Here is a 20,727-nt window from a genome sequence, read left to right on the forward strand (position 1 = left end):
ATAAAAGGTGATAAAAGTAAAAATGGATATTTAATAACTTACTTTAAATTTATTCTCATCTTCTATCAAACTTATTTTCTTAAGGGAGTAATCATCAACACGAATAAATCTATTTCCTTCTTTTATCATAGATAGAAATTTAGCTATATTTTCTTCCAAGCCTTGAACTTGTATTTCAACCATTCCATTATTTAAATTTCTTGCAAATCCAGTTAGGGCATATTTTATAGCATTACTTTGAGCAAAGTATCTAAAGCCTACCCCTTGTACCCTTCCTTCAACTATAATTAAGCATCTAATCATCAAATTATCCTCCAAATCTTAATTATTCATTTAGAAAGATTATATCATATAACATAAAATTAACGAAATACAAAAAATATTGCAAATTTTCAGAAAACAAGATATAATTTCTTTGGGTATTGTGAAAATGAGGAGGTAATTTAAAATGTTGGAAAAGAGTTTGGTTTTAATTAAGCCAGATGCAGTGGAGAAAGACATAATTGGTGAAATAATTAGTTATTATGAAAAGGCAGGGCTAAAGATTGTTGCTTTAAAAATGGAAAGAGCAAATGAAGAATTAGCAGAAAAGCATTATGCTGAACATAAAGGAAAGCCTTTTTATGAAGGGTTAATAAAGTTTATAACTAGAAGTCCTTTGTGTGCTCTTATTGTTGAAGGAGATAATGCTATAGAAAGCGTTAGAAAAATCAATGGAGCAACAAATCCTAATGAAGCAGAAGATGGAACTATTAGAAAGGCATTTGCTACAAGTAAATCAGAAAATTGTGTACATGCGTCTGACTCTGTAGAAAGTGCAAATAGGGAATTGGCAATATGGTTTCCAGAGGTTGTAGAAAGTATATTAGTGGGTTAATATAAAAATAAGCTGTGTAATATTGTAACATTACACAGCTTATTTTTTATAGTTTCCTTTAGTAGGAGTGAGAGGATATTTGTTTTGATGAACAAGTAAAATAAATATCCCCACCACTTTTATTTCTTGAACTTTTTTAATAGATAAAGTATAAGTAATATAAATATTCCTAGAACTAATCCCATACCTAAAAAGCCTAATAGGGAAGGAGAAGTGCTATTATTAGTAGATGTACTACCTATTCTTATCCATTCATCATCATATATCTTTAAAGAATCTCTATCTAAATCTTTAAATACTTCACAGTTATCAAGAGTTTCATCAGTAGGATAAGATTCTTTAACTTCATCATCTAACATTTCGTATGTTTTCCAGTTAGGAGTATAGTATTGAATATAATCAACATTTTGTAATGAGTTTTCTGGGTCAGTTAAGAAGTTTATAAATGCTTCAGCACCTTCTTTATTAGGAGCGTCTTTTGGAATTACCATAGCATCAAACCACTTATTAGAACCTTCTTCTGGTACAACATATTCTAGTTTTGGATTTTCGCTTATTATGTAATTAGCATCACCTGACCATACAGTTGCAAGTGCTGCTTCATCATTAATCATAGCATCTTTAACTTGGTCAACAAACCATGCCTTAACTATTGGTTTTTGTTCAATAAGTATATCTGCAGCTTGCTTTATTTCTTCTGGATTAGTTGAATTCATTGAATAACCAAGTTTGCTTAATGCAATAGCCATAGTATCTCTAACAGAGTTAAACATTATTATTTCTTTATCATATTTTTTATCCCATAATATATCCCAGCTCTTAACTTCTTCTTTTACAATTTCAGGATTATATATGATTCCTATAGTTCCCCACATATAAGGAACTGAATATTCATTGTTAGGGTCATATGATAAGTTCTTAAATTTTTCATCTATATATTTATAATTTGGTATATTATCAAAGTTGATTTTTTCTGCCATACCTTCGTTAATCATTTTTTCAATCATATAATCAGAAGGAAAAACTAAATCATACTTATTGCTTCCTGATTTAATTTTAGAGTACATGATTTCGTTAGTATCATATGTAGAATATTCAACCTTGTATCCAGTTTCTTCTTCAAATTTTGTAATTAATTCTTCATCTATATAGTCACCGCAGTTAAATACATTAATTACTTTATTAGAGTTACTTTTATTGCCTACACAACCTATTAAGGAGCTAGATATAAGAATGGTAGCTGATATTAGGGCAATTAATTTTTTATGCATTTTCAATACTATCACCTCTAGAAGATTTTTTGTTAACTATAAGCAATAAAGCTAAAACAGTAATAAACATTAATGTAGATAAAGCATTAATTTCTGGTTTAATACCTCTTCTTGCCATAGAGTAAATTTCTATAGATAGATTTGAAACTCCAGGACCTGTAGTAAAGAATGAAATTACAAAATCATCTATAGACATTGTAAATGCCATTAAGAATCCAGCCATTATTCCAGGTTTTATTTGAGGAATTATGATTTTTCTTAAAGCATAAAAAGGAGTAGCACCTAAATCTAGAGCAGCCTCTGTTGTATTTGCAGGAAGTTGTTTTAGTTTTGGAAGTACTGAAAGTATTACATAAGGTATATTAAAAGTAATATGTGCTAAAAGCATTGTTGTAAATCCAAAATCTAATTTTACAAATATAAATAGTGACATTAAAGCTATACCTGTAACTATATCAGGATTTAATACAGGTAGATAATTAATATTTAACAGGAAGTTTTTACCGAATCCTTTTTTCATATTGTGTATACCTATAGCTGTAATAGTTCCTATTATTGTAGCAATGGTTGAAGCTAAAAGTGCAATAACTACAGTATAGTAAAGAGCACTCATTATATTTTCATTATGAAGTAATTCTCCATACCATTTGAAGGTAAAGCCATTCCATTTAGCCATAGTTTTTGAATCATTAAAAGAGTAAATCATAAGTGTTATTATAGGTGCATATAAAAAAGCAAATATTATAACAAGATAAAATCTTTTTAAAAACTGTTCAAACTTATTTACCAAAGTCCTGCACTCCCTTCTTTGTCTTCTGAGTCGAATTTATTCATTACTGCCATAGATATAAGTATAACAATCATCATTATTATAGAGATTGCTGAACCAAAGTTACGGTTACCCATAGTAGTAAATTGTTGTTCTATTAAGTTACCAAGAAGCATGTATTGTCCACCACCTAGAAGACTAGAGATAACAAAGGTAGATACAGCAGGCATAAATACCATAGTTATTCCTGAAAGAACTCCAGGGAGACTTAGAGGAAATACTACTTTAGTAAATATTTGTTTTCTAGTTGCTCCAAGATCACTTGCAGCATCAATTAAGCTTTGATCCATTTTTGATAGTATAGTGAATATTGGTAATACCATAAAAGGTAAGAAGTTATATACCATACCAAGTAATACTGCACCATCATTATATAAAAATTGTATTGGTCCAATGCCAAAGTTAGCTAAAAAGTTATTTACAAAACCATTTTTACCCAGAATTGGTAACCAAGCGTAAGTTCTAAGTAGGAAGTTCATCCACATAGGAACTATAAAAAGCATAATAATTAAATTTCTTCTTGATGGAGAAATTTTAGATATAATATATGCAACTGGGTAGCCTAAAATTAGGCATACAACTGTAGTTAGTCCAGCTAACTGTATTGATTTATAAAAAATATGTGCGTATTGAGAATTCATTAATCTTGTATAATTTTCAACAGAGAAACTGTATCCATCAGGAGTTTCTATTGTAAAACTAAAAAATAGAACTATTAATAAAGGTATTAATATAAATAATGAACTCCATACTATATATGGATAAGCAGCAGATTTACTGCTGTTAATTTTCTTCATTTTATCTCACCTTTTTCATGATGTGAATGTCTTCAGGATAGATATCTAATCCTATTTCACTATCAACTTCAGCAAATTTAGTATTATGTAAAATCCAAGTTCTATTATTTTCTTCTACAACCATTTCGTAATGAACACCTTTAAAGATTACAGATTTTACTGTACCTTTTAACATTCCTTTTTCGGACTTTACTATTTTAAAGTCTTCAGGTCTTATTACAACATCAATATCTTCATTTGGTTCAAAACCTTTATCCACACATTCAAATTCTCTATCTGCAAAAATAACTTTAAAGTCTTCTACCATAACACCATCAAGGATGTTACTTTCTCCAATGAAATCTGCTACAAAAGCATTAGCAGGTTCATTATATATATCTTCAGGTGTACCTTTTTGTTGTATAACGCCCTTATTCATAACTACAATAGTATCTGACATTGTTAATGCTTCTTCTTGGTCATGTGTTACAAATATAAAAGTTATACCAAGCTCTTGTTGGATTTTCTTTAGCTCTAATTGCATTTCTTTTCTAAGTTTTAAGTCTAGTGCACCAAGAGGTTCATCTAATAGAAGTACTTCTGGTTCATTAACTAAAGCTCTTGCTATGGCAACTCTTTGTTGTTGTCCACCACTTAGGGATTCTATACTTCTTTTTTCAAATCCTGATAAAGAAACCATTCTAAGCATTTCTTTTACTTTTTTATCTATTTCATCTTTTGAAAGTTTTTTTATCTTTAACCCAAATGCAATGTTTTCATAAACATTCATATGAGGAAATAGTGCATATTTTTGGAATACGGTGTTTAATTGCCTCTTATAAGGAGGAATATCTGAGATATCCTTATTTTTAAACATTATACTTCCAGAATCTGCAGTTTCAAAACCAGCTATTATCTTAAGAGTGGTAGTCTTACCACAACCTGAAGGTCCAAGTAAGGTAACAAACTCATTTTTTCTAATGTTTAAAGATAAATTATCTAAGACTGTATTATCTTCATATTGTTTACTAATGTTTTTTAATTCAATTATATTTTCACTCAATATAAACACCTCTTTCTAAAAAACTAAATTAAAATGATGGTGGAGTACTAATCCAAATAACTTTTGCAGGGGTTTTCCCAGCATTTGATATATAATGATTTTCACGCGCTTGATAGTAGAAACTTTCACCTTTTTTTACTTTATAAGTTCTTTCTCCAAGATGTAAAAATATGATTCCTGCAAGTACATATCCAAATTCTTCACCTTCGTGAGGTTCTTCTTCTATATATCTTCCACCAGGTTCAATGGTAATCATTATAGGTTCCATCTCATTCTTTTGAGCATTTGGAACTAACCACATAAGTTGATATTTTAACTCTTCGTTTTCAGTTTCAAACATATCTTCATTGGTGAAAGTAATTCTCTCCTCAGAAGTTTCACTGAAGAACTCTTTTAAGTTTGTACCTAATATCTCTAGTATATCCATTAAGGTTGCAATAGATGGTGAAGTTAGATCATTTTCTAATTGAGAAATAAATCCTTTTGATAATTCACACCTATTTGCAAGCTCTTCTTGTGTTAATTGTTTTTCAACTCTTAATCTTCGAATTTTGTCTCCTATTTGCACATTTACACCTACCATCTTTAATTTATAAAAATAACTTTTACTAAACTAATAGTTTAAAATTACTAAACAAACAAAAATATTATATAAAGAATGGAGGGAAAAATCAATATTTTTATAAAAAATATTGAAAAAAATATTTGCTCCTAAGATAGAGTATGATTGAAGTGTAGAAAAATATAAAAAAAATAGTTTAGTAAAACATAAAGAAAAGTTTAGTATAACTAAGAAAAATAAATAAAAAGTTTTTTTGCGTTTATTTAGAATAAGAATTTGATATGAAAATTATTTGTATTGATAATGGTGTATAAATATGAGATATTTATTATAAAAATAGTTGGAAATATTATAGGTGATGAATTATGTTACATTCTGATGGTTTGTATATGAGAGAGGGAAAGAGGATTTATATAAAACAACCAATATTAGAGGAGTTAGAGTTTGTCGCTAGTCTTTGGTCAGATGAACAGACTATGAAGGATATTGGTGGGATTTTTTCATTTCCTAGAAGTAAGTGGGAAGGTTTTTACAAAAAAATGGTTTATCCATCTGATGGTAAAAACTTTTATTGTTTAGTATATTTAAATGATGGTTCTCCAATAGGAGAGGTGAGTTTTCATGGATATGATTCAGCTACTAAAGTTGCAAGGTTTAATATTAAGATATTATCTAAATATAGAAATCAGGGCTTTGGGGAAGAAGCTGTAAAGCTACTATTAGAGTATTTTTTTATTGAATTTGGTGGCGAGATAATAATGGACAGCATCTCTACAGAGGCAGGGGTAAGGCTTGCAGAGAAAATGAAATTTAGTATTATATATAATCAAAAGGGAAATGTAAGTGTAAGAATTAGTAGAGATGAATTCTTAGAGAAAAAAGAAGTGTCAATTAAAAATGTAGGATTTATAATGCATGATGAAATGAATGTTTTAGATTTTACACTAGCAAAAGAGATTTTTATGTTATCTAATAAAATAGAAAAGAAAGAACTTTTTAAATTATATGAAATAGAAGCTTCATTTATAAGTGGTAATAAAGAAGTGAAAGAGAAAATTGATATATTATTCATTCCAAGTGGCAATAATTTAGATAATAGTACTTTAGAAAAATTGTATACAAAATTCCATTGTTGCGATTATGTATGTATAAAAGCAGATAAGTTTAAATTAAATGAGTGCCCTGAAGAGAGAAAGTTTTTTAGAGATAGAAAAGGTTATGAAAGTGTTAGCAAAAACTTTGTTGATAATGGTAAAGTAATGATAAGCTACAATTTGCTTGGTGAAATAGAAATGTTATTGGGAATGATTACAAAGGTTTATGGAAGAAGACTTTCAAATAACATAGCTAAAAAATTAGGGTACAATAGTACTTTATAAAATTCACATATTATTGTAATATAAATATATAGGAATAGTGTTTGTTCGTAAAGTGGAGGTATCTTATGAATTATAAGAAGAGGAGTATAATATTTTTTATAACTATTATTTGTCTTTTGATTAGCATTTTGTGTATTGTTTACTCCTATATTGGTGGAGGATCAAAAGAAATAAGAGCAGCTAAAAGGTTTGTTGGTTTATTATACTCAGAGGATATAGTGGCTGAAACTGAAAATTTTAAAAATATATCTTATGAAAGTTTAAAGAAATATGATATGAATAATGAAAGTGAATATTATATTGTGAATACTAGGGACTTTGGTATAGATGTTGATAATGAGTTTAAGGTCATTGGTTTCAAGAATAAAGTATGTATTCTTGGTGAGACGAAAATAAGTGAAGAACAAGCTGTTAAAAAGGCAGAAGATTATTTGGACAAAATATACAAAGGTGATGTGGAATTTAAAGAGTTTATAAAAAGTGAAGGGCAAGAAGTGCCGTACTATTCATTAATATTTACTAAGTTAGAGGATGGATACCCTTTTTATAAGGATCAAATAATAGTAAATATAGATAAGGAAAAAGGGACATTAGACGGATATTCAAATATTTCAACTTTAAAGGAGCCAGGTAGAGTTAAAATTAAGGTGACTCAGGATAAAGCTGAAGAGACAGCATTGAATGAAGCTTTAAGCCTTGTAGAAAAGAGTGAAATTGTAGGAGAGACATTCAAAGCTTTTTATGAAGATAAAGATAGAAAGAAAACGGAACTTTGCTATGTTATTTCTATAAAAGGTTTAGGGATTGATGGAAAAGAAATGAAAACGAAATACTTTGTTTCCACTGAAAGTGGAGAAATTATTAATAGAATTAAAGATACTGTTACTGAAACAAAGTCATTAAAATAAAAAAGAACTCAACTTTTTAAGTTGAGTTCTTTTTTGTTTTAAGTACTAGTGGAGTAGGGATTTATTTTGATGTAAATTTGAGCTTTGCTAAGTAACAATCAAAATAAATATAACTTCCTAGTTCCATTCATCTGCATTTTTTAGTTCTGGAATTGAACTAGCTTTGAATACTGGTTCTTTAATACCTGCCTTCTTTTGAGCTCTGTAATCTTCAAGGGCTCTAAAGGCAAACTTTCCTAATAATGCAATAACTATAAGGTTTAAAACTGCCATTAATCCCATAAATACATCTGCTAAGTTCCAAACTATATTTAAGTTAGCTATTGATCCAAAGAACACCATAGCACCGACAAATAATCTATAAAGAGTTAAATATATTTTTTTATCTGTTAAGAATTCAATGTTAGCTTCACCATAATAATAGTTTCCTACAATAGAACTGAAAGCAAATAGTAGTATACAAAAAGCTATGAAATAACTTCCCCAAGCACCTACTTGTGAGCTTAAAGCATTTTGAGTAAGTTGTATACCTTCTAAATTACTATTTAAGTCTACACCTGATAAAAGAATTATAAAGGCTGTACATGTACAAATTATAATTGTATCAGTGAAAACACCTAATGTTTGAATCAGACCTTGTTTAACAGGGTGAGTTACAGTTGCAGTAGCTGCAGCGTTTGGAGCACTTCCCATACCAGCTTCATTAGAGAATAAACCTCTCTTAATACCAGTTAATAAAGCAGCACCCATTGTTCCACCAACTACTTGTTCCGCACCAAAAGCACTTTTTACTATAAGAGTTATTAAAGATGGAATTTGAGTTATATTCATAACCACTACAATTAAAGCTACAAAAATATACGCTAATGCCATTACAGGAACTATAACTTCTGAAACCTTAGATACTCTGTGAACACCACCAAATATTATAATAAGTGTTATAACAGTTAGAAGGATTCCAATTAAAGCATTATTAGTACCAAATGCTTCATTCATTGCTAGAGTAATAGTATTAGATTGAACTGAGTTGAATATTAATCCAAAAGTAATTGTTATTAATATGGAGAATATAATGCCAAGCCATCTTTTACCAAGGGCTTTTTCCATGTAATATGCAGGCCCGCCTACATAAGAACCATCTGGTTGCTTTGTTTTATATATTTGAGCTAAAGTTGACTCAACAAAGCTTGAGGCTGCACCGATTAATGCTATTATCCACATCCAGAATATTGCACCAGGTCCTCCTACAGTAAGAGCTAATGCTATACCTGCAAGATTCCCAGTACCTACTCTTGAAGCGGTACTTATACAAAAAGCTTGAAATGAAGAAATGCTACCTTTTACCTTTTCTTGAGTAGCTCCATCTCCAAGAAGCCTAAACATTTCTTTTAAATATCTAAATTGTACAAATTTTGTTTTCCATGTGAAGTATACGCCTAATACTAAAAGCATAGCTATTAAGATATAAGTCCATAGGAAATTATTAAAATGTTGAATTAAATTGTTTAATAAATCCATTTATTGTCCCCCGTTCTAGTAATATTTTATTGCTTATTATGACAAAATACTATTTTATAATATATGAAAAAGTTAGTTTTTGCAAGAAAAAAAATAAAAGTTGCATAAGAAGAATAAAAAAAAGTTAAAATCAACGTAAAATATGAAAAAAATAAGATTTAAAAGAGAAAAACGAAGGAAATAAATTAAATTTATTCTAAAAATGAAGGATTGATATTAAAATTATTCAAAAAAATAAAGATAACTTTAAAGTTATCCTTATTTTTGTATTTTATATTCATGTTTTATCTGGTTTTTCAGTTTGATTATTTGTATTATCCCCTGTACCCTCGGAACCAGGATTGTCTTCAGGAAGTTTATCGTCTCCCTCTGGATCCTCATCCTCATTATCAGTATCAGTTGGAGGTAATACAGGAGCACCTATAGTATCATCATACTCAGTAGGTAATACATATTTGTAATCATCTGTAGCAGGATTTGGTGAAGCTTTCTTAACAAATATTTTTTCCACAACAAGGTGAGAAGGTGTGTTTGGTGTTACTAATTTGTTATTAGCACTATTAACCTTAACCTTAACATGGTTTTCACAATATCCTGTTGGTTCAGTTCCCTTTATGAAGTATTCTTCATACACTCTATTTCCTCTTGGATCCTGTCTACATAAATCTGTAGGAAGGTGACCTGAATCTTTACATACAGCAACCTTTACAATGTTATCTGGCATTGTAATATCCTTAGTGTTCATTCCTTCACTAGCCTTAGCCATAATCTTACCCCATACCTTAGAAGCAGAACTTGAGTATCCACCCATTATTGAACGATTATCATAACCTAGCCATACAGAAGCAGATAAATGAGGTGTTAATCCAGAGAACCAGAAGTCTTTAGGTCCTGTTGTAGTACCTGTTTTACCAGCTACTGGCATAGCACCAAATTTGGCGTTTGAAGCTGAGTAGTTTAGAGAGCCTTTTAATAAGTCATACATTATATAAGCTGTTTGTTCAGAGAATATTCTCTTTGTTTCAGTTTCTTTTTCTAATAATACATTTCCAGAAGTATCTGTTACTTTTGAGTATAACTTTGGTTCAGTATAAACACCACCATTACCAAAAACACCAAAAGCTGAGGCTAAAATATATGGTGTTGCTCCATCTCTATCATCAGATGCATTATGGAATTCCCCTAAAGCATAAGCAGGGTATTCCTGTGAACTCTTACTATATACTATTCCAAACTTTTCACCATAACGCTTAGATAAAGAGTTACCTATAGCTAGTTGAGTTTTAACAGTTGTTATATTTTTTGATTCTTTAATAGATTCTCTTAAAGTTATATTTCCGTAATGTGAATTGTCAAAATTTTTCAAGTAAGATAATTTTGAATCAGTAAAAGGTGAATCGTCAAGTGTAGAAGCAGCTGTAAATAGCTTTTCTTCTATTGCAGGTCCATAAACTGTTAATGGTTTAGTTGATGACCCAATAGATTTTAAATCGCTATATGCTCTATTCAAGGAGTTAGCTCCTTGTTCACCTCTCCCTCCAATAAGAGCAAGAACTTCACCAGTCTTATAATCTACTACAGTAGCTGCACCTTGGAATTCTGGAGTTTTAGTACCAGCTACATAAGTTTCTTGTTTTCTAACAGTAGCAGCAGTAGTTTCATCTAATACTTTTTGAGCATAGTCTTGAAGATCTCTGTCCATGTTTGTATAGATTTTTAATCCACCATTAGCTAAAAGTTTATTTACTTCTTCATCAGAATACTTATATTTTTCTTTTAAATCTCTTTTTACTTCAGTTATAGTAGGGTTTATATACCATTCATAATCAAGTCTATATGAAATTGATTTTGGAGTGAAAACTAATCCACCATTATCAATATCAGAAATTGCTTGATTATATTCTTCCTCGTTAATATACCCTAATTCCTTCATTTTGCCTAAAACAGTTTTAGTTCTATTTAAGTAGATTGAAGGATTATCTTTATTATTTGGATTATATGCACTATAAGTGTGAGGTGCTTGAGTTACACCTGCAATATAAGCACATTGTATTAAGTTAAGCTTATCTACAGATTTACCAAAGTATAAGTTTGAAGCAGCTTCAACTCCATAAGTTACACCACCTAAGGGAATTGTATTTAAATATTGAACTAATATCTCATCCTTATCTAGGTGTTTCTCTAATTGTAATGCAAGGTATATTTCTTTTATTTTTCTTTCAACTATAAAGTCTTCATTGCTTAATATTGTGTTCTTAAGCAATTGTTGAGTTATAGTTGAACCACCATGCAGACCTCTTTTTCCTTTAAAGATTTTGACTACATCAGTTACAGCAGAACCTAATATTCTTCTAACATCTATACCAGGATGCTTATAAAATCTTTCATCTTCAATTGCTACAAAGGCATTTTTTAAATTTTTAGGTATTTTATCTCCATCTACGATTTGTCTATCTATATCAGAATGGACATTATCCATAAACTCCCCATCTCGATCGTATAATACTGAAGCTTGGCTTAAATTTTTTACAGCATCAACATCTAGTGGTGGGGCACTACTGATAATAGCGAAGACATATCCTAAACCTATAACAAATAGGGCTAAGAATAAGAATAATAAAGCTAAAAATACTCTTTTTATTATTTTTTTCTTTTTGTTAACAACTTTACCTTTACTATTCTTAGAAGGTTTTACAGTAGTACTTTTTTGAGAAGCTTGACTTACTTTTGAAGTAGCAGCTGTCTTTTTCTTAGAAGTACTACCTGATTTAGATGGTCCCTGTGAGGTCTTTTTATTTTTATTTGAATTATTTTTATTTGCCATCAGTTCCTCCTAAATTAAATTGATTTAATAATAATAAATGCTATTATAGCATAATTATAATATGAGTAAATCAATAACTCAACAATAAGGTGATATATGAACTATTATACTAAACCTAAAAAAACGGAATTTAAGCCTATCATACTGGTTATTATTTCCATATTATTAGTTTTTATTCTTTCAATAATTTTATATGATAAGAGGATTTATCCTGCAGTGTTACAGGTGGCAGAAAGTTCAATTAAAGCTGATACAGTAGAGTGTATAAGTAAAACAAGTATGGAACTGTTTGATGAAGAATTTAATTATGATGAGATGATCATAATAGATAAAGATAATGAAGGTAATATCAATATGATTAGAGCTAATACTGTTAAACTAAATTATTTAACTTCAAGGCTTTCGATAAGATGCAATGAAGAACTTCAGAAAATGGGGGAGGTAGGGGTTGAGGTACCTCTTGGATGGATGACAGACAATAGTGCCTTCTATGAATTTGGTCCTGACATAAATGTAAAGATTGATCCAATTGGAAATATGAAGGTATCTTATGAATCTAAATTTGAAAGCGCAGGGATTAATCAGACAAGACATAAAATTTATTTAAATGTTGAAGCTAGAGTAAGGATGAAAATACCTCTAAATAGTAAGGAGCAAGTTGTTACTTGTCAGATACCTGTGGCTGAAACAATTATTGTTGGAAAGACACCAAATACTGCTATAGATTTAGGCGGTGGCAATAAGTAAAGATAAAAAATAAAATATCTAATGAATAAATAAATTTACCTCTAGTATGAAGGGAATGGATATTTATTTTTCTGTGACTTGAAGCTTGTGCTAAAGGAGAAAGATAAATATCCATTCTCCTTTTTTTGCTTTATAGGAAACTTAGGTAAAAAAATCTACAGCTTCACAGTGGACTTAGCCATTTTAAAAAGTTAAAAACTTATAAATATAACAATATATAAGTATAAGAATATATAAATATGGGTAATAAGTGAAAAGAAATTTTAAAAGAGGCTTACAAAAAGTATTCCAATAATAAAATGAGCTCTTCTTATATAAATTAAAAAATGGAATAGCATTTATAACTTGTATAAATGCTATTCCATAATTATTTACGCTATATAATTATTCTTCCCAGTTAAATACGTAAGGAACATTTCTATAATAACTTTCGTAATCTAAACCAAAGCCTACTACAAATACATCATCAATTTCAAAACAGCTGTAATCTGGTTTTAAATCAACCTTTCTTCTTGAAGGTTTATCTAAAAGTACACAGCTCTTAACTGATGCAGCACCAAGTTTTTTTACATGTTCTATGATAAATTCCATAGTGTATCCTGTATCTACAATATCATCAACTATTAAAACATCATATCCTTCAATGTTATCAGGAATGTCGCTAACTATTTTAACTTCTCCTGAACTATTTTCACTATGACCATAGCTAGATGTTGTCATAAAACCTACTTTAACTTTTGTATCTAAAGCTCTAACTAAATCAGCAGTGAAAATAAAGCTTCCTCTTAATAGAGAAAGTACATATATGCTCTTTCCTTCATAATCTTTTGTGATTTCTTTACCAAGCTCTTGAATTCTACTATCAATAGTTTCCTTTGATAAAAGGATGTTACGTTTTTTGTTTTCCATGGTTGTCCTCCGCTCATAAAATAATACTATGTACCACTTAATTAACTATAATTATATTCTCTCTAATTAAAGTGCAAATTAATACTTAAAAAAGTCTTATCTTAATTTATATTACATACATTTTTAAATTCTTTCAACTATTTTACATAAAATAAGATAATGAGTAACATTTTATGATGTTTACATATGTTTACCAATAGTATAAAATTAGATGAAAGTTGCCAAGATAGAGTTAGGAAGGTAAGAGAAGGTACTAGGTAAAAAGCAGTGCTATGCATAGTTTAGGTACGAGGTAAGAAGATAAATGAGATAATAAAGTTAATTAAGATAAATAGGATAAAGATAAGTAAGATAATAAAGAAATTCTGATTTTGTTGGAATTTCTACAATATAAATTATATAACGTTTAGGCATGAGGTGATTGATGTATGATAAATGGAAATACGGAAGGAATTAAAAAGACCTTTTTAGATGAATTAGATAAAATATATAAAATGAAGAGTTTGAAGGATGAAGTATGTAGTAGAGAGATAATAGATACTATGGTTAGGGTTTCTACTGCAGTTGAAAGAGAAGTGAGTGTTGCTATTGATAGAAGAGGAACAGTTACATCTGTTGCAATAGGAGATTCAACATCTGTTGAGTTACCTTTATTAGATATTAGAGAAAGTAAGCTTTCTGGGACAAGAGTAATTCACACACATCCAAATGGATATAGTAATCTTTCTGCATTAGATTTATCAGCTTTATTAAAGTTAAAGCTTGATTGTATTGTAGCAGTTGGGATATTTGAAGGGAATATTATAGATTTTTCTTTAGGTACTTTAACAGTATTTAATGATGTATTAGCTTATGAAGAAAAGAAAAATCTTTCCTTTGAAGAGCTTGTTTCAATACACATTTTAGATAAGGTAAGATATGTAGAATCATTAATAAAAGAAAATGAAGTAATAGAAGATGATACAGAAAAAGCTATAATTGTTGGTTCTGATACAAGAGAAAGTTTAGAAGAATTAAGAGAACTTGCAGAAGCTTGTGATATTCCAGTATTAGAAAGTGTTTTCCAAGGAAGAAGCAAGATAGATCCAGCTTTTTATATAGGAAGAGGAAAGGTACTTGAGATAGCATCATTAAGACAAACTGAAAGAGCTAATGTAGTTATTTTTGATGATGAATTATCAGGTTCTCAAGTTAGAAACTTAGAAAATGCAATTGGTGCAAAGGTAATAGATAGAACAACTCTTATTTTGGAGATATTTGCAAGAAGAGCAAAGAGTAAAGAAGCTAAAATTCAAGTAGAGCTTGCCCAACTAAAATATAGAAAGAGTAGGCTACAAGGGCTTGGAACAGTGTTATCAAGAACAGGTGGTGGTATAGGTACAAGAGGTCCTGGAGAAAAGAAGCTTGAAACAGATAGAAGACATATAAATGAAACCATATATGATTTAAATAATGAATTAAAGAAAATAAAGAAAACGAGAGAAGTCCAAAGAGAAAAGAGAAATAAAGAAAGTATTCCAAAGGTATCTTTAGTTGGATATACAAATGCTGGAAAGTCTACTTTAAGAAATGCTTTATGTGATATAGCAGCAGTTCAAGAAGGTAAGGGTAAGGAAAAAGTATTTGAAGCTAATATGCTTTTTGCAACTCTTGATATAACAACAAGAGCAATAACCTTAAAAAATAAAGGGCTTATAACCCTAACTGATACAGTTGGATTTGTAAGAAAGTTGCCTCATGATTTAGTAGAAGCATTTAAGTCTACTTTAGAGGAGGTAGTGTTTTCAGATCTTTTATGTCATGTTGTAGATGCTTCATCTTCTTATGCCTTAGAACAAATTAAGGCTGTTGAAGAAGTGCTTTCAGAGTTAGGAGCTATAGGAAAGGAAACTATTTTAGTATTAAATAAGGTTGATATGTCCTCAGAAGAGCAGCTTGATGAACTGAGAGAAAAATCACTATACAAGGATATAATTGAGGTTTCTGCAAAAGAAGGAACAAATTTAGAAGAATTATTATATCTTATTGAAGAAAAGCTTCCTTATAGCCTAATTAAAGCTGAATTTATGATTCCATATCATAAAGGTGATGTAGTATCATTCCTTCATAGAAATGGAAGAGTTTTTGAAGAGGATTATAAGGATGAAGGTACTTATATGATGGTGGAAGTAGATGAGGAAGTTTATAATAAAACAGAAGAATATGTAACTAAGGTAATTGAATAATAGTAATAAAGGGGAAATTCTATAAGGATTTCTCCTTTTTCAATTATAAAATTTTAATTAGTTATAAATTAAAGGGGTTATTATATTTTCCTATTAAAAATATAAAATTGTTTCGGTACTTTTTTAAGGGGGAGTTTTAATATATAATGTAAATAAATAATTTTAAGGAAAGGAGAGAAAATATGGCTAAAACTGTATTAGAATTACAGAAGGCATTTCAAACTGTTGTAAATCAAATTAAGAAAAATAAGAAGGTTGGAGCACTATTTACATTTGGTAGTATTGTATCTGGAGATGTGTGGGAAGAATCTGATATAGATTTGTTTCTTATATATGAAGATGGTTTTGAAAAAATAAGAGATGTTTATTCAGAGGTAAGGGAAGTTCCAGTTCACACAAAGATATTAAATAAAAACTCTTTCCTAGAACTTTATAAGAATGATGGAAAAAAGGGCTTTGCTAAAAAGTTGTTGTGTAATTCCAAATTAGTATTTTCAAGAGATAATGAAATAAGTTCAGCTTACAATAATTCTAGATATACTATGCCATCCCATACAGAAGTGTGGAATTTAGTTTATTTAGGAAAGCTTCTTAAGGATATAGGCATAAGTAAAAAGTATTTACAAAATGGAGGGCTTAAAACTTCCTATGAAGTTTTAATTAGAACTTTAGATAGTTTTTCAAAGTTACTAATTAATTTAAACGGATACACAGTAACAAAGGATTCTTTAGTTATGGCTACAAACTTAAGTAATAATTTTAAAGAAGTAGTAGACAAGTTGTTTATGGAGGCTATAAATGAAAAAATTATTAAAGATACTATAAATTATATAGAAAAGTTTTTAGATGATAATATTGTTAGGGCATCTAGCGCTTTAATAGACTATCTTTGTGAAGAATACGAATATATGAATTCTTATGAAATTAGCTCATATAGTGCGTTTAAAGAATTTGATATAAAAATGGAAAATATATTAAAAGAGCTTGCAAAGAGAGAGGTTATTTCTAAGAAAAGTAGAGCTTTATATGATGAAGAAGGTAATTTAATACTTGATGAAAATGTATATGCACATAAAGTAATTTAAAATTGGATGGTATATTATGAGGGATATTTATAATGTGATTTTTCAGGAAGAAATACCTAAGTATGTTCAAATTTCTAATCATATAAAAAGGCTTATAGAAACTAAGAACATAGAAGATGGAGAAAAACTTCCTACAATAAGAGAATATACAAATTATTTAGGGGTTAATAAGGTAACTATTATTAATGCATACAATAAACTTCAAAATGATGGCTTTGCATATCAAAAGGTTGGAAGTGGAACCTATGCAAAAGTAAAAGAAGTACGTCGTAGTTTTTCTAAGGAATATTCAAGAGTATTTAGAAAACTATCATCAGGAAATACTAAGGATGCTATAGATTTTGCAGGGGAAACAAATAATGAAGTTGTATTTCCTATAGAAGAGTTTAAAAGTATTATTAATAAGGTTCTTGATAGAGATGGAGCAGAAGCTTTAATTTCACAAAATGCTTTAGGATATGAAAATTTAAGATATACTATTAATGAAGTATTTTGGGATAATAGCATAGATAATGAGAGTATATTAATAGTTTCAGGTGCACAACAAGGAATTGATATTGCATCTAAGGCTATATTAAATATTAATGACAATGTTATAGTAGAAAAACCAACTTATGGGGGGGCTCTTTCTGTATTTAAGTGGAGAAGAGCTAATATATTTGAAGTTGAGATGGAAAAGGACGGAGTAAATCTAGATGGTTTTGAGGAAATACTAAAAAAGAATAGAATAAGATGTTTTTATACTATGAGTTATTTTCAAAATCCAACAGGTATAAGCTATAGTTTGGAAAAGAAGAAAAAGCTTATTGAACTAGCAGAAAAATATGATTTTTATATAATTGAGGATGATTATTTATCAGAGCTTATTTATGAAGAGTCAGTGGAATATATTCCATTTAAGTGGCTTGATAGAAGTGATAGGGTTATTTATATAAAGAGTTTTTCTAAAATATTTTTACCAGGTATAAGAATTGGGTATATAGTTACTCCCAATATATTTAGGGAAAGTATGCAAAACTCTAAGTTTAATACAGATATTGCAACATCAAGTTTAATGCAAAGAGCTTTAGAGTTATATATAAAAGATGGGGCATGGAAGGATAATATCTCATATTTAAATGTTGAATATAAGAAAAGATATGAATTAATGTCTAAACTTATAGATGAAGAACTAGGTGATATGGTTACTTGTAACAAACCAGGGGGAGGACTTACATTTTATCTTAAAATAGCAGATGAAAGAGTTACATCTAGAGAGTTGTTTTTAAGATTGAGTAAGAAAAATGTTTATATAACACCTGGAGTATTGTTCTTTAGAAATATGAGTGATGGAGATAGAACCTTTAGAATAGGCTTTTCTCAGACAAATGAGGAGAAAATTAAAAAAGGACTTAAATTAATAAGAGAGGAATTAGAAACATGGCATATATAACAATAAGAAATTTTGGTGAAGATTCCTTTGAAGAAAAGAAATCAGAGTTTATTGGGTATGCAAAGAGAGTTGAGAATGAAGAGGATGCTAAAGCCTTTGTTGCTGAAATAAAGAATAAGCATAAGCAAGCTAGGCATAATTGTTGGGCATATGTAATAGGTCAAAATATGGGGATTCAAAGATATTCAGATGATGGTGAACCTCAAGGAACAGCAGGAATTCCTATTTTAGAGGTAATGAAAAAGAGCGGAATTACTGATTGTGCAGTAGTTGTAACTAGATATTTTGGAGGAATTCTTTTAGGAGCAGGAGGGTTAACTAGAGCTTATACTAAGGGGGCATCTATTGCTGTAAAAGCTGCAGGTGTTGTAGAAAAAGTAGAAGGCTTAAAGCTATCTGCTAATATTGATTATGATCTTTTTGGTAAGATACAATATATATGTGGTCAAAATAATTGGCATATAGAAGACACAGAATATACAGATTCAGTTACTGTACATATATTAACTGAAAAAAGTATTGTAGAGACTATAGAAAATGAATTTGTTAATTCTACAAATGGAAAAGTAGTAATTGACAAAAGTGAGGAAGGTATATATTTTAAGGAAGGAAATAGGCTATACAAAGGAATAGAATAACCACTTCTTTTATTTCCTAAAAGTATATGATATAATTTTATAGGTTTTATAAAAAATAAAGATAGGAGGAATAAGCATGTCAGGACACTCAAAATGGCATAACATTCAAAACAAAAAAGGTAAAGCAGACGCTAAAAGAGGAAAGATATTTACTAAAATAGGTAAAGAATTAGCATTAGCTATAAAGAACGGTGGCGCTAACCCTGATACAAATGCAAAGCTAAGAGATGTTATTGCAAAGGCAAAGGCTGCTAATATGCCTAATGACAATATAAACAGAGCTATTAAGAAGGCAGAAGGAGAACTTGATTCAGTAAACTACGAAAAAATTGTATATGAAGGTTATGGCCCTAGTGGAGTTGCTGTAATTGTTGAAACTCTTACTGATAATAAAAATAGATCAGCAGGTAATGTTAGAAGTGCATTCACTAAAGGTGGAGGAAATATGGGAACTACAGGTTGTGTAGGATTCATGTTCCAAGAAAAAGGTGAAATTGTAATAGAAAAAGAAGATAGAGATGAAGATGAAATGATGATGTTAGCTTTAGATGCTGGTGCAGAAGATTTTGCAGCAGAAGAGGAAGTTTTCGTTGTTACTACTACACCTGAAGATTTTGGTACAGTTAGAGAAGCATTAGAAGCTGAAGAAATTGAATTCTTAGAAGCTGCTGTAAAAATGGTTCCAGATACATATACAGCAATTAATGAAGATGATGCTAAGAAGTTCCAAAAGATGTTAGATCTATTAGATGATGATGACGATGTAACTGATGTTTACCATAATGCAGAATTCCCAGAAGGTTGGGAGGAATAATAAAAAAAGATGTTGCAAATAAACTATTTTGCAACATCTTTTTTGACGTCTAGGAAATTATAAAATTTTAATTAGCTATAAATAAAAGGTATTATTATAAAATATAAAATCAACTAAAACAAATATCTATCCCACACTTAATTAGTCGGATTCCAACCGTTGTAGTTTACGCTAAAATAATCACTGCTTCCTAAATCAAAATGTCCAGAAGAGTACCCTTTTCCATTTATAGTTATACGAACATTAGATACACCTAAATTATAGCCTAAAGTATTAACCAATCCTTGAAGAAAGTATCCTTCTATTCCGCTACCAAAAGTTTTTGTCAGAATTGAATTATTAAAATCTACAGTTAGAAGATTAGACTCCTTATTTACCTTTGCACTAGAAACTCCTGCACTAGGGTTTATGGATACATAAGAAGAATTAGGAGGATTTTTAAATTCATTTATTATAGCTGTTACTATAGCATTGTCAGTTATATTAACATTTTTACTTAAATATATTTTTTTATCAGACATTGGGTCGTGAAAGTATAATCTTAAAGTTTTAGAAACAGTTTTAGGTTTTGTAGGTGTTTCTTCTTTCTCTACCTTAGTAGTTGTTTGTGGCTTTTCTACCTTATTGCCAGTGTTTTCTGGTGGAGGTGTTGAAACATTAGAATTTTGTTTTTCCTCAGTTTTACCTGTATCTGAATCTGATAAATCTTCTTTTTTATCTTCATTTTTTATATCTGTTTCTGGTGAAGAGGCCTCAACATGATTCTGTTCGTTATTTTTATCAACATTATTTTCAGAACAGCCCATAAATAAAAGCATAGAAAAAGATATAAGTATAATGGATAATATTCTTTTTTTCAATGAAACCACT

At 29.5% G+C, this 20,727-nt stretch carries 19 protein-coding genes; 9 read left to right on the top strand and 10 right to left on the bottom strand.

Annotated elements, in window-relative coordinates; all coding sequences use genetic code 11:
- Positions 1-30: 30 nt before the first annotated feature.
- Positions 31-303, bottom strand: a complete 273-nt coding sequence (locus DR024_RS08755) for an acylphosphatase (RefSeq protein ID WP_027099609.1) — start codon at positions 301-303, stop codon at positions 31-33.
- A 145-nt stretch (positions 304-448) separates the two neighbouring features.
- Here DR024_RS08755 and ndk point away from each other — a divergent pair, with 145 nt between their 5' ends.
- Positions 449-877 carry a nucleoside-diphosphate kinase gene (gene ndk, locus DR024_RS08760; protein WP_027099610.1) on the top strand — a complete coding sequence of 143 codons (429 nt, stop codon included), beginning with the start codon at positions 449-451 and terminating at the stop codon, positions 875-877.
- Between the two features lie 119 nt (positions 878-996).
- Here the strand turns inward: ndk and DR024_RS08765 are convergent, their stop codons facing one another.
- From DR024_RS08765 to DR024_RS08785, 5 genes are read right to left on the bottom strand one after another with little or no spacing between them, the layout of a single operon-like run.
- Positions 997-2,148, bottom strand: coding sequence for an ABC transporter substrate-binding protein (locus DR024_RS08765; protein WP_081663767.1), 1,152 nt, complete (start codon positions 2,146-2,148; stop codon positions 997-999).
- A complete protein-coding gene (locus DR024_RS08770; RefSeq protein ID WP_027099611.1) occupies positions 2,141-2,938 on the bottom strand; it encodes an ABC transporter permease in 798 nt (265 codons plus the stop codon). The genes DR024_RS08765 and DR024_RS08770 overlap by 8 nt, the downstream gene beginning before the upstream one ends.
- Positions 2,932-3,774 (bottom strand): ABC transporter permease, encoded by an 843-nt coding sequence (locus tag DR024_RS08775; protein ID WP_055183606.1) that lies wholly within the window; start codon positions 3,772-3,774, stop codon positions 2,932-2,934. Before DR024_RS08775 ends, DR024_RS08770 begins: the two co-directional genes overlap by 7 nt.
- Position 3,775: 1 nt before the next feature.
- A complete protein-coding gene (gene potA, locus DR024_RS08780; protein ID WP_027099613.1) occupies positions 3,776-4,816 on the bottom strand; it encodes a spermidine/putrescine ABC transporter ATP-binding protein in 1,041 nt (346 codons plus the stop codon).
- Positions 4,817-4,844: 28 nt separating this feature from the next.
- A complete protein-coding gene (locus DR024_RS08785; RefSeq protein ID WP_027099614.1) occupies positions 4,845-5,384 on the bottom strand; it encodes a helix-turn-helix domain-containing protein in 540 nt (179 codons plus the stop codon).
- 359 nt (positions 5,385-5,743) lie between these two features.
- On the opposite strand from DR024_RS08785, the gene DR024_RS08790 reads away from it, so the two are divergent.
- Together DR024_RS08790 and DR024_RS08795 are read left to right on the top strand one after the other, a co-directional pair.
- The gene (locus DR024_RS08790) at positions 5,744-6,757 is read left to right on the top strand and encodes a GNAT family N-acetyltransferase (protein ID WP_099313803.1); all 1,014 of its coding nucleotides are present in this window, start codon (positions 5,744-5,746) and stop codon (positions 6,755-6,757) included.
- Between the two features lie 65 nt (positions 6,758-6,822).
- Positions 6,823-7,665, top strand: coding sequence for a YcdB/YcdC domain-containing protein (locus DR024_RS08795; protein WP_027099616.1), 843 nt, complete (start codon positions 6,823-6,825; stop codon positions 7,663-7,665).
- Between the two features lie 117 nt (positions 7,666-7,782).
- Here the strand turns inward: DR024_RS08795 and DR024_RS08800 are convergent, their stop codons facing one another.
- Together DR024_RS08800 and DR024_RS08805 are read right to left on the bottom strand one after the other, a co-directional pair.
- On the bottom strand, positions 7,783-9,183 hold the full coding sequence (locus tag DR024_RS08800) for an alanine/glycine:cation symporter family protein (RefSeq protein WP_027099617.1): 1,401 nt from the start codon (positions 9,181-9,183) through the stop codon (positions 7,783-7,785).
- A gap of 277 nt (positions 9,184-9,460) precedes the next feature.
- A complete protein-coding gene (locus tag DR024_RS08805; protein ID WP_111918540.1) occupies positions 9,461-12,007 on the bottom strand; it encodes a transglycosylase domain-containing protein in 2,547 nt (848 codons plus the stop codon).
- Between the two features lie 96 nt (positions 12,008-12,103).
- Between DR024_RS08805 and yunB the strand changes: the two genes are divergently transcribed.
- The gene (yunB, locus tag DR024_RS08810; protein ID WP_111918542.1) at positions 12,104-12,754 is read left to right on the top strand and encodes a sporulation protein YunB; all 651 of its coding nucleotides are present in this window, start codon (positions 12,104-12,106) and stop codon (positions 12,752-12,754) included.
- 384 nt (positions 12,755-13,138) lie between these two features.
- Here the strand turns inward: yunB and hpt are convergent, their stop codons facing one another.
- Positions 13,139-13,663, bottom strand: coding sequence for a hypoxanthine phosphoribosyltransferase (gene hpt / locus DR024_RS08815; protein ID WP_027099619.1), 525 nt, complete (start codon positions 13,661-13,663; stop codon positions 13,139-13,141).
- A 428-nt stretch (positions 13,664-14,091) separates the two neighbouring features.
- On the opposite strand from hpt, the gene hflX reads away from it, so the two are divergent.
- From hflX to DR024_RS08840, 5 genes are all read left to right on the top strand, one after another.
- The gene (hflX, locus tag DR024_RS08820; RefSeq protein ID WP_111918544.1) at positions 14,092-15,888 is read left to right on the top strand and encodes a GTPase HflX; all 1,797 of its coding nucleotides are present in this window, start codon (positions 14,092-14,094) and stop codon (positions 15,886-15,888) included.
- Positions 15,889-16,070: 182 nt separating this feature from the next.
- A complete protein-coding gene (locus DR024_RS08825) occupies positions 16,071-16,973 on the top strand; it encodes a nucleotidyltransferase domain-containing protein (protein ID WP_111918546.1) in 903 nt (300 codons plus the stop codon).
- 16 nt (positions 16,974-16,989) lie between these two features.
- Positions 16,990-18,405 (top strand): aminotransferase-like domain-containing protein, encoded by a 1,416-nt coding sequence (locus tag DR024_RS08830; protein ID WP_034867027.1) that lies wholly within the window; start codon positions 16,990-16,992, stop codon positions 18,403-18,405.
- Positions 18,393-19,043, top strand: a complete 651-nt coding sequence (locus tag DR024_RS08835; RefSeq protein ID WP_027099623.1) for a YigZ family protein — start codon at positions 18,393-18,395, stop codon at positions 19,041-19,043. Before DR024_RS08830 ends, DR024_RS08835 begins: the two co-directional genes overlap by 13 nt.
- A 76-nt stretch (positions 19,044-19,119) precedes the next feature.
- Positions 19,120-19,857, top strand: a complete 738-nt coding sequence (locus DR024_RS08840; protein ID WP_027099624.1) for a YebC/PmpR family DNA-binding transcriptional regulator — start codon at positions 19,120-19,122, stop codon at positions 19,855-19,857.
- Between the two features lie 137 nt (positions 19,858-19,994).
- Here DR024_RS08840 and DR024_RS08845 read toward each other — a convergent pair whose 3' ends face one another.
- Positions 19,995-20,717, bottom strand: coding sequence for a GerMN domain-containing protein (locus tag DR024_RS08845; protein ID WP_111918548.1), 723 nt, complete (start codon positions 20,715-20,717; stop codon positions 19,995-19,997).
- Between the last annotated feature and the right edge of the window lie 10 nt (positions 20,718-20,727).

It is taken from the genome of Clostridium paraputrificum (assembly GCF_900447045.1).
GTDB classification, from domain to species: domain Bacteria; phylum Bacillota; class Clostridia; order Clostridiales; family Clostridiaceae; genus Clostridium; species Clostridium paraputrificum.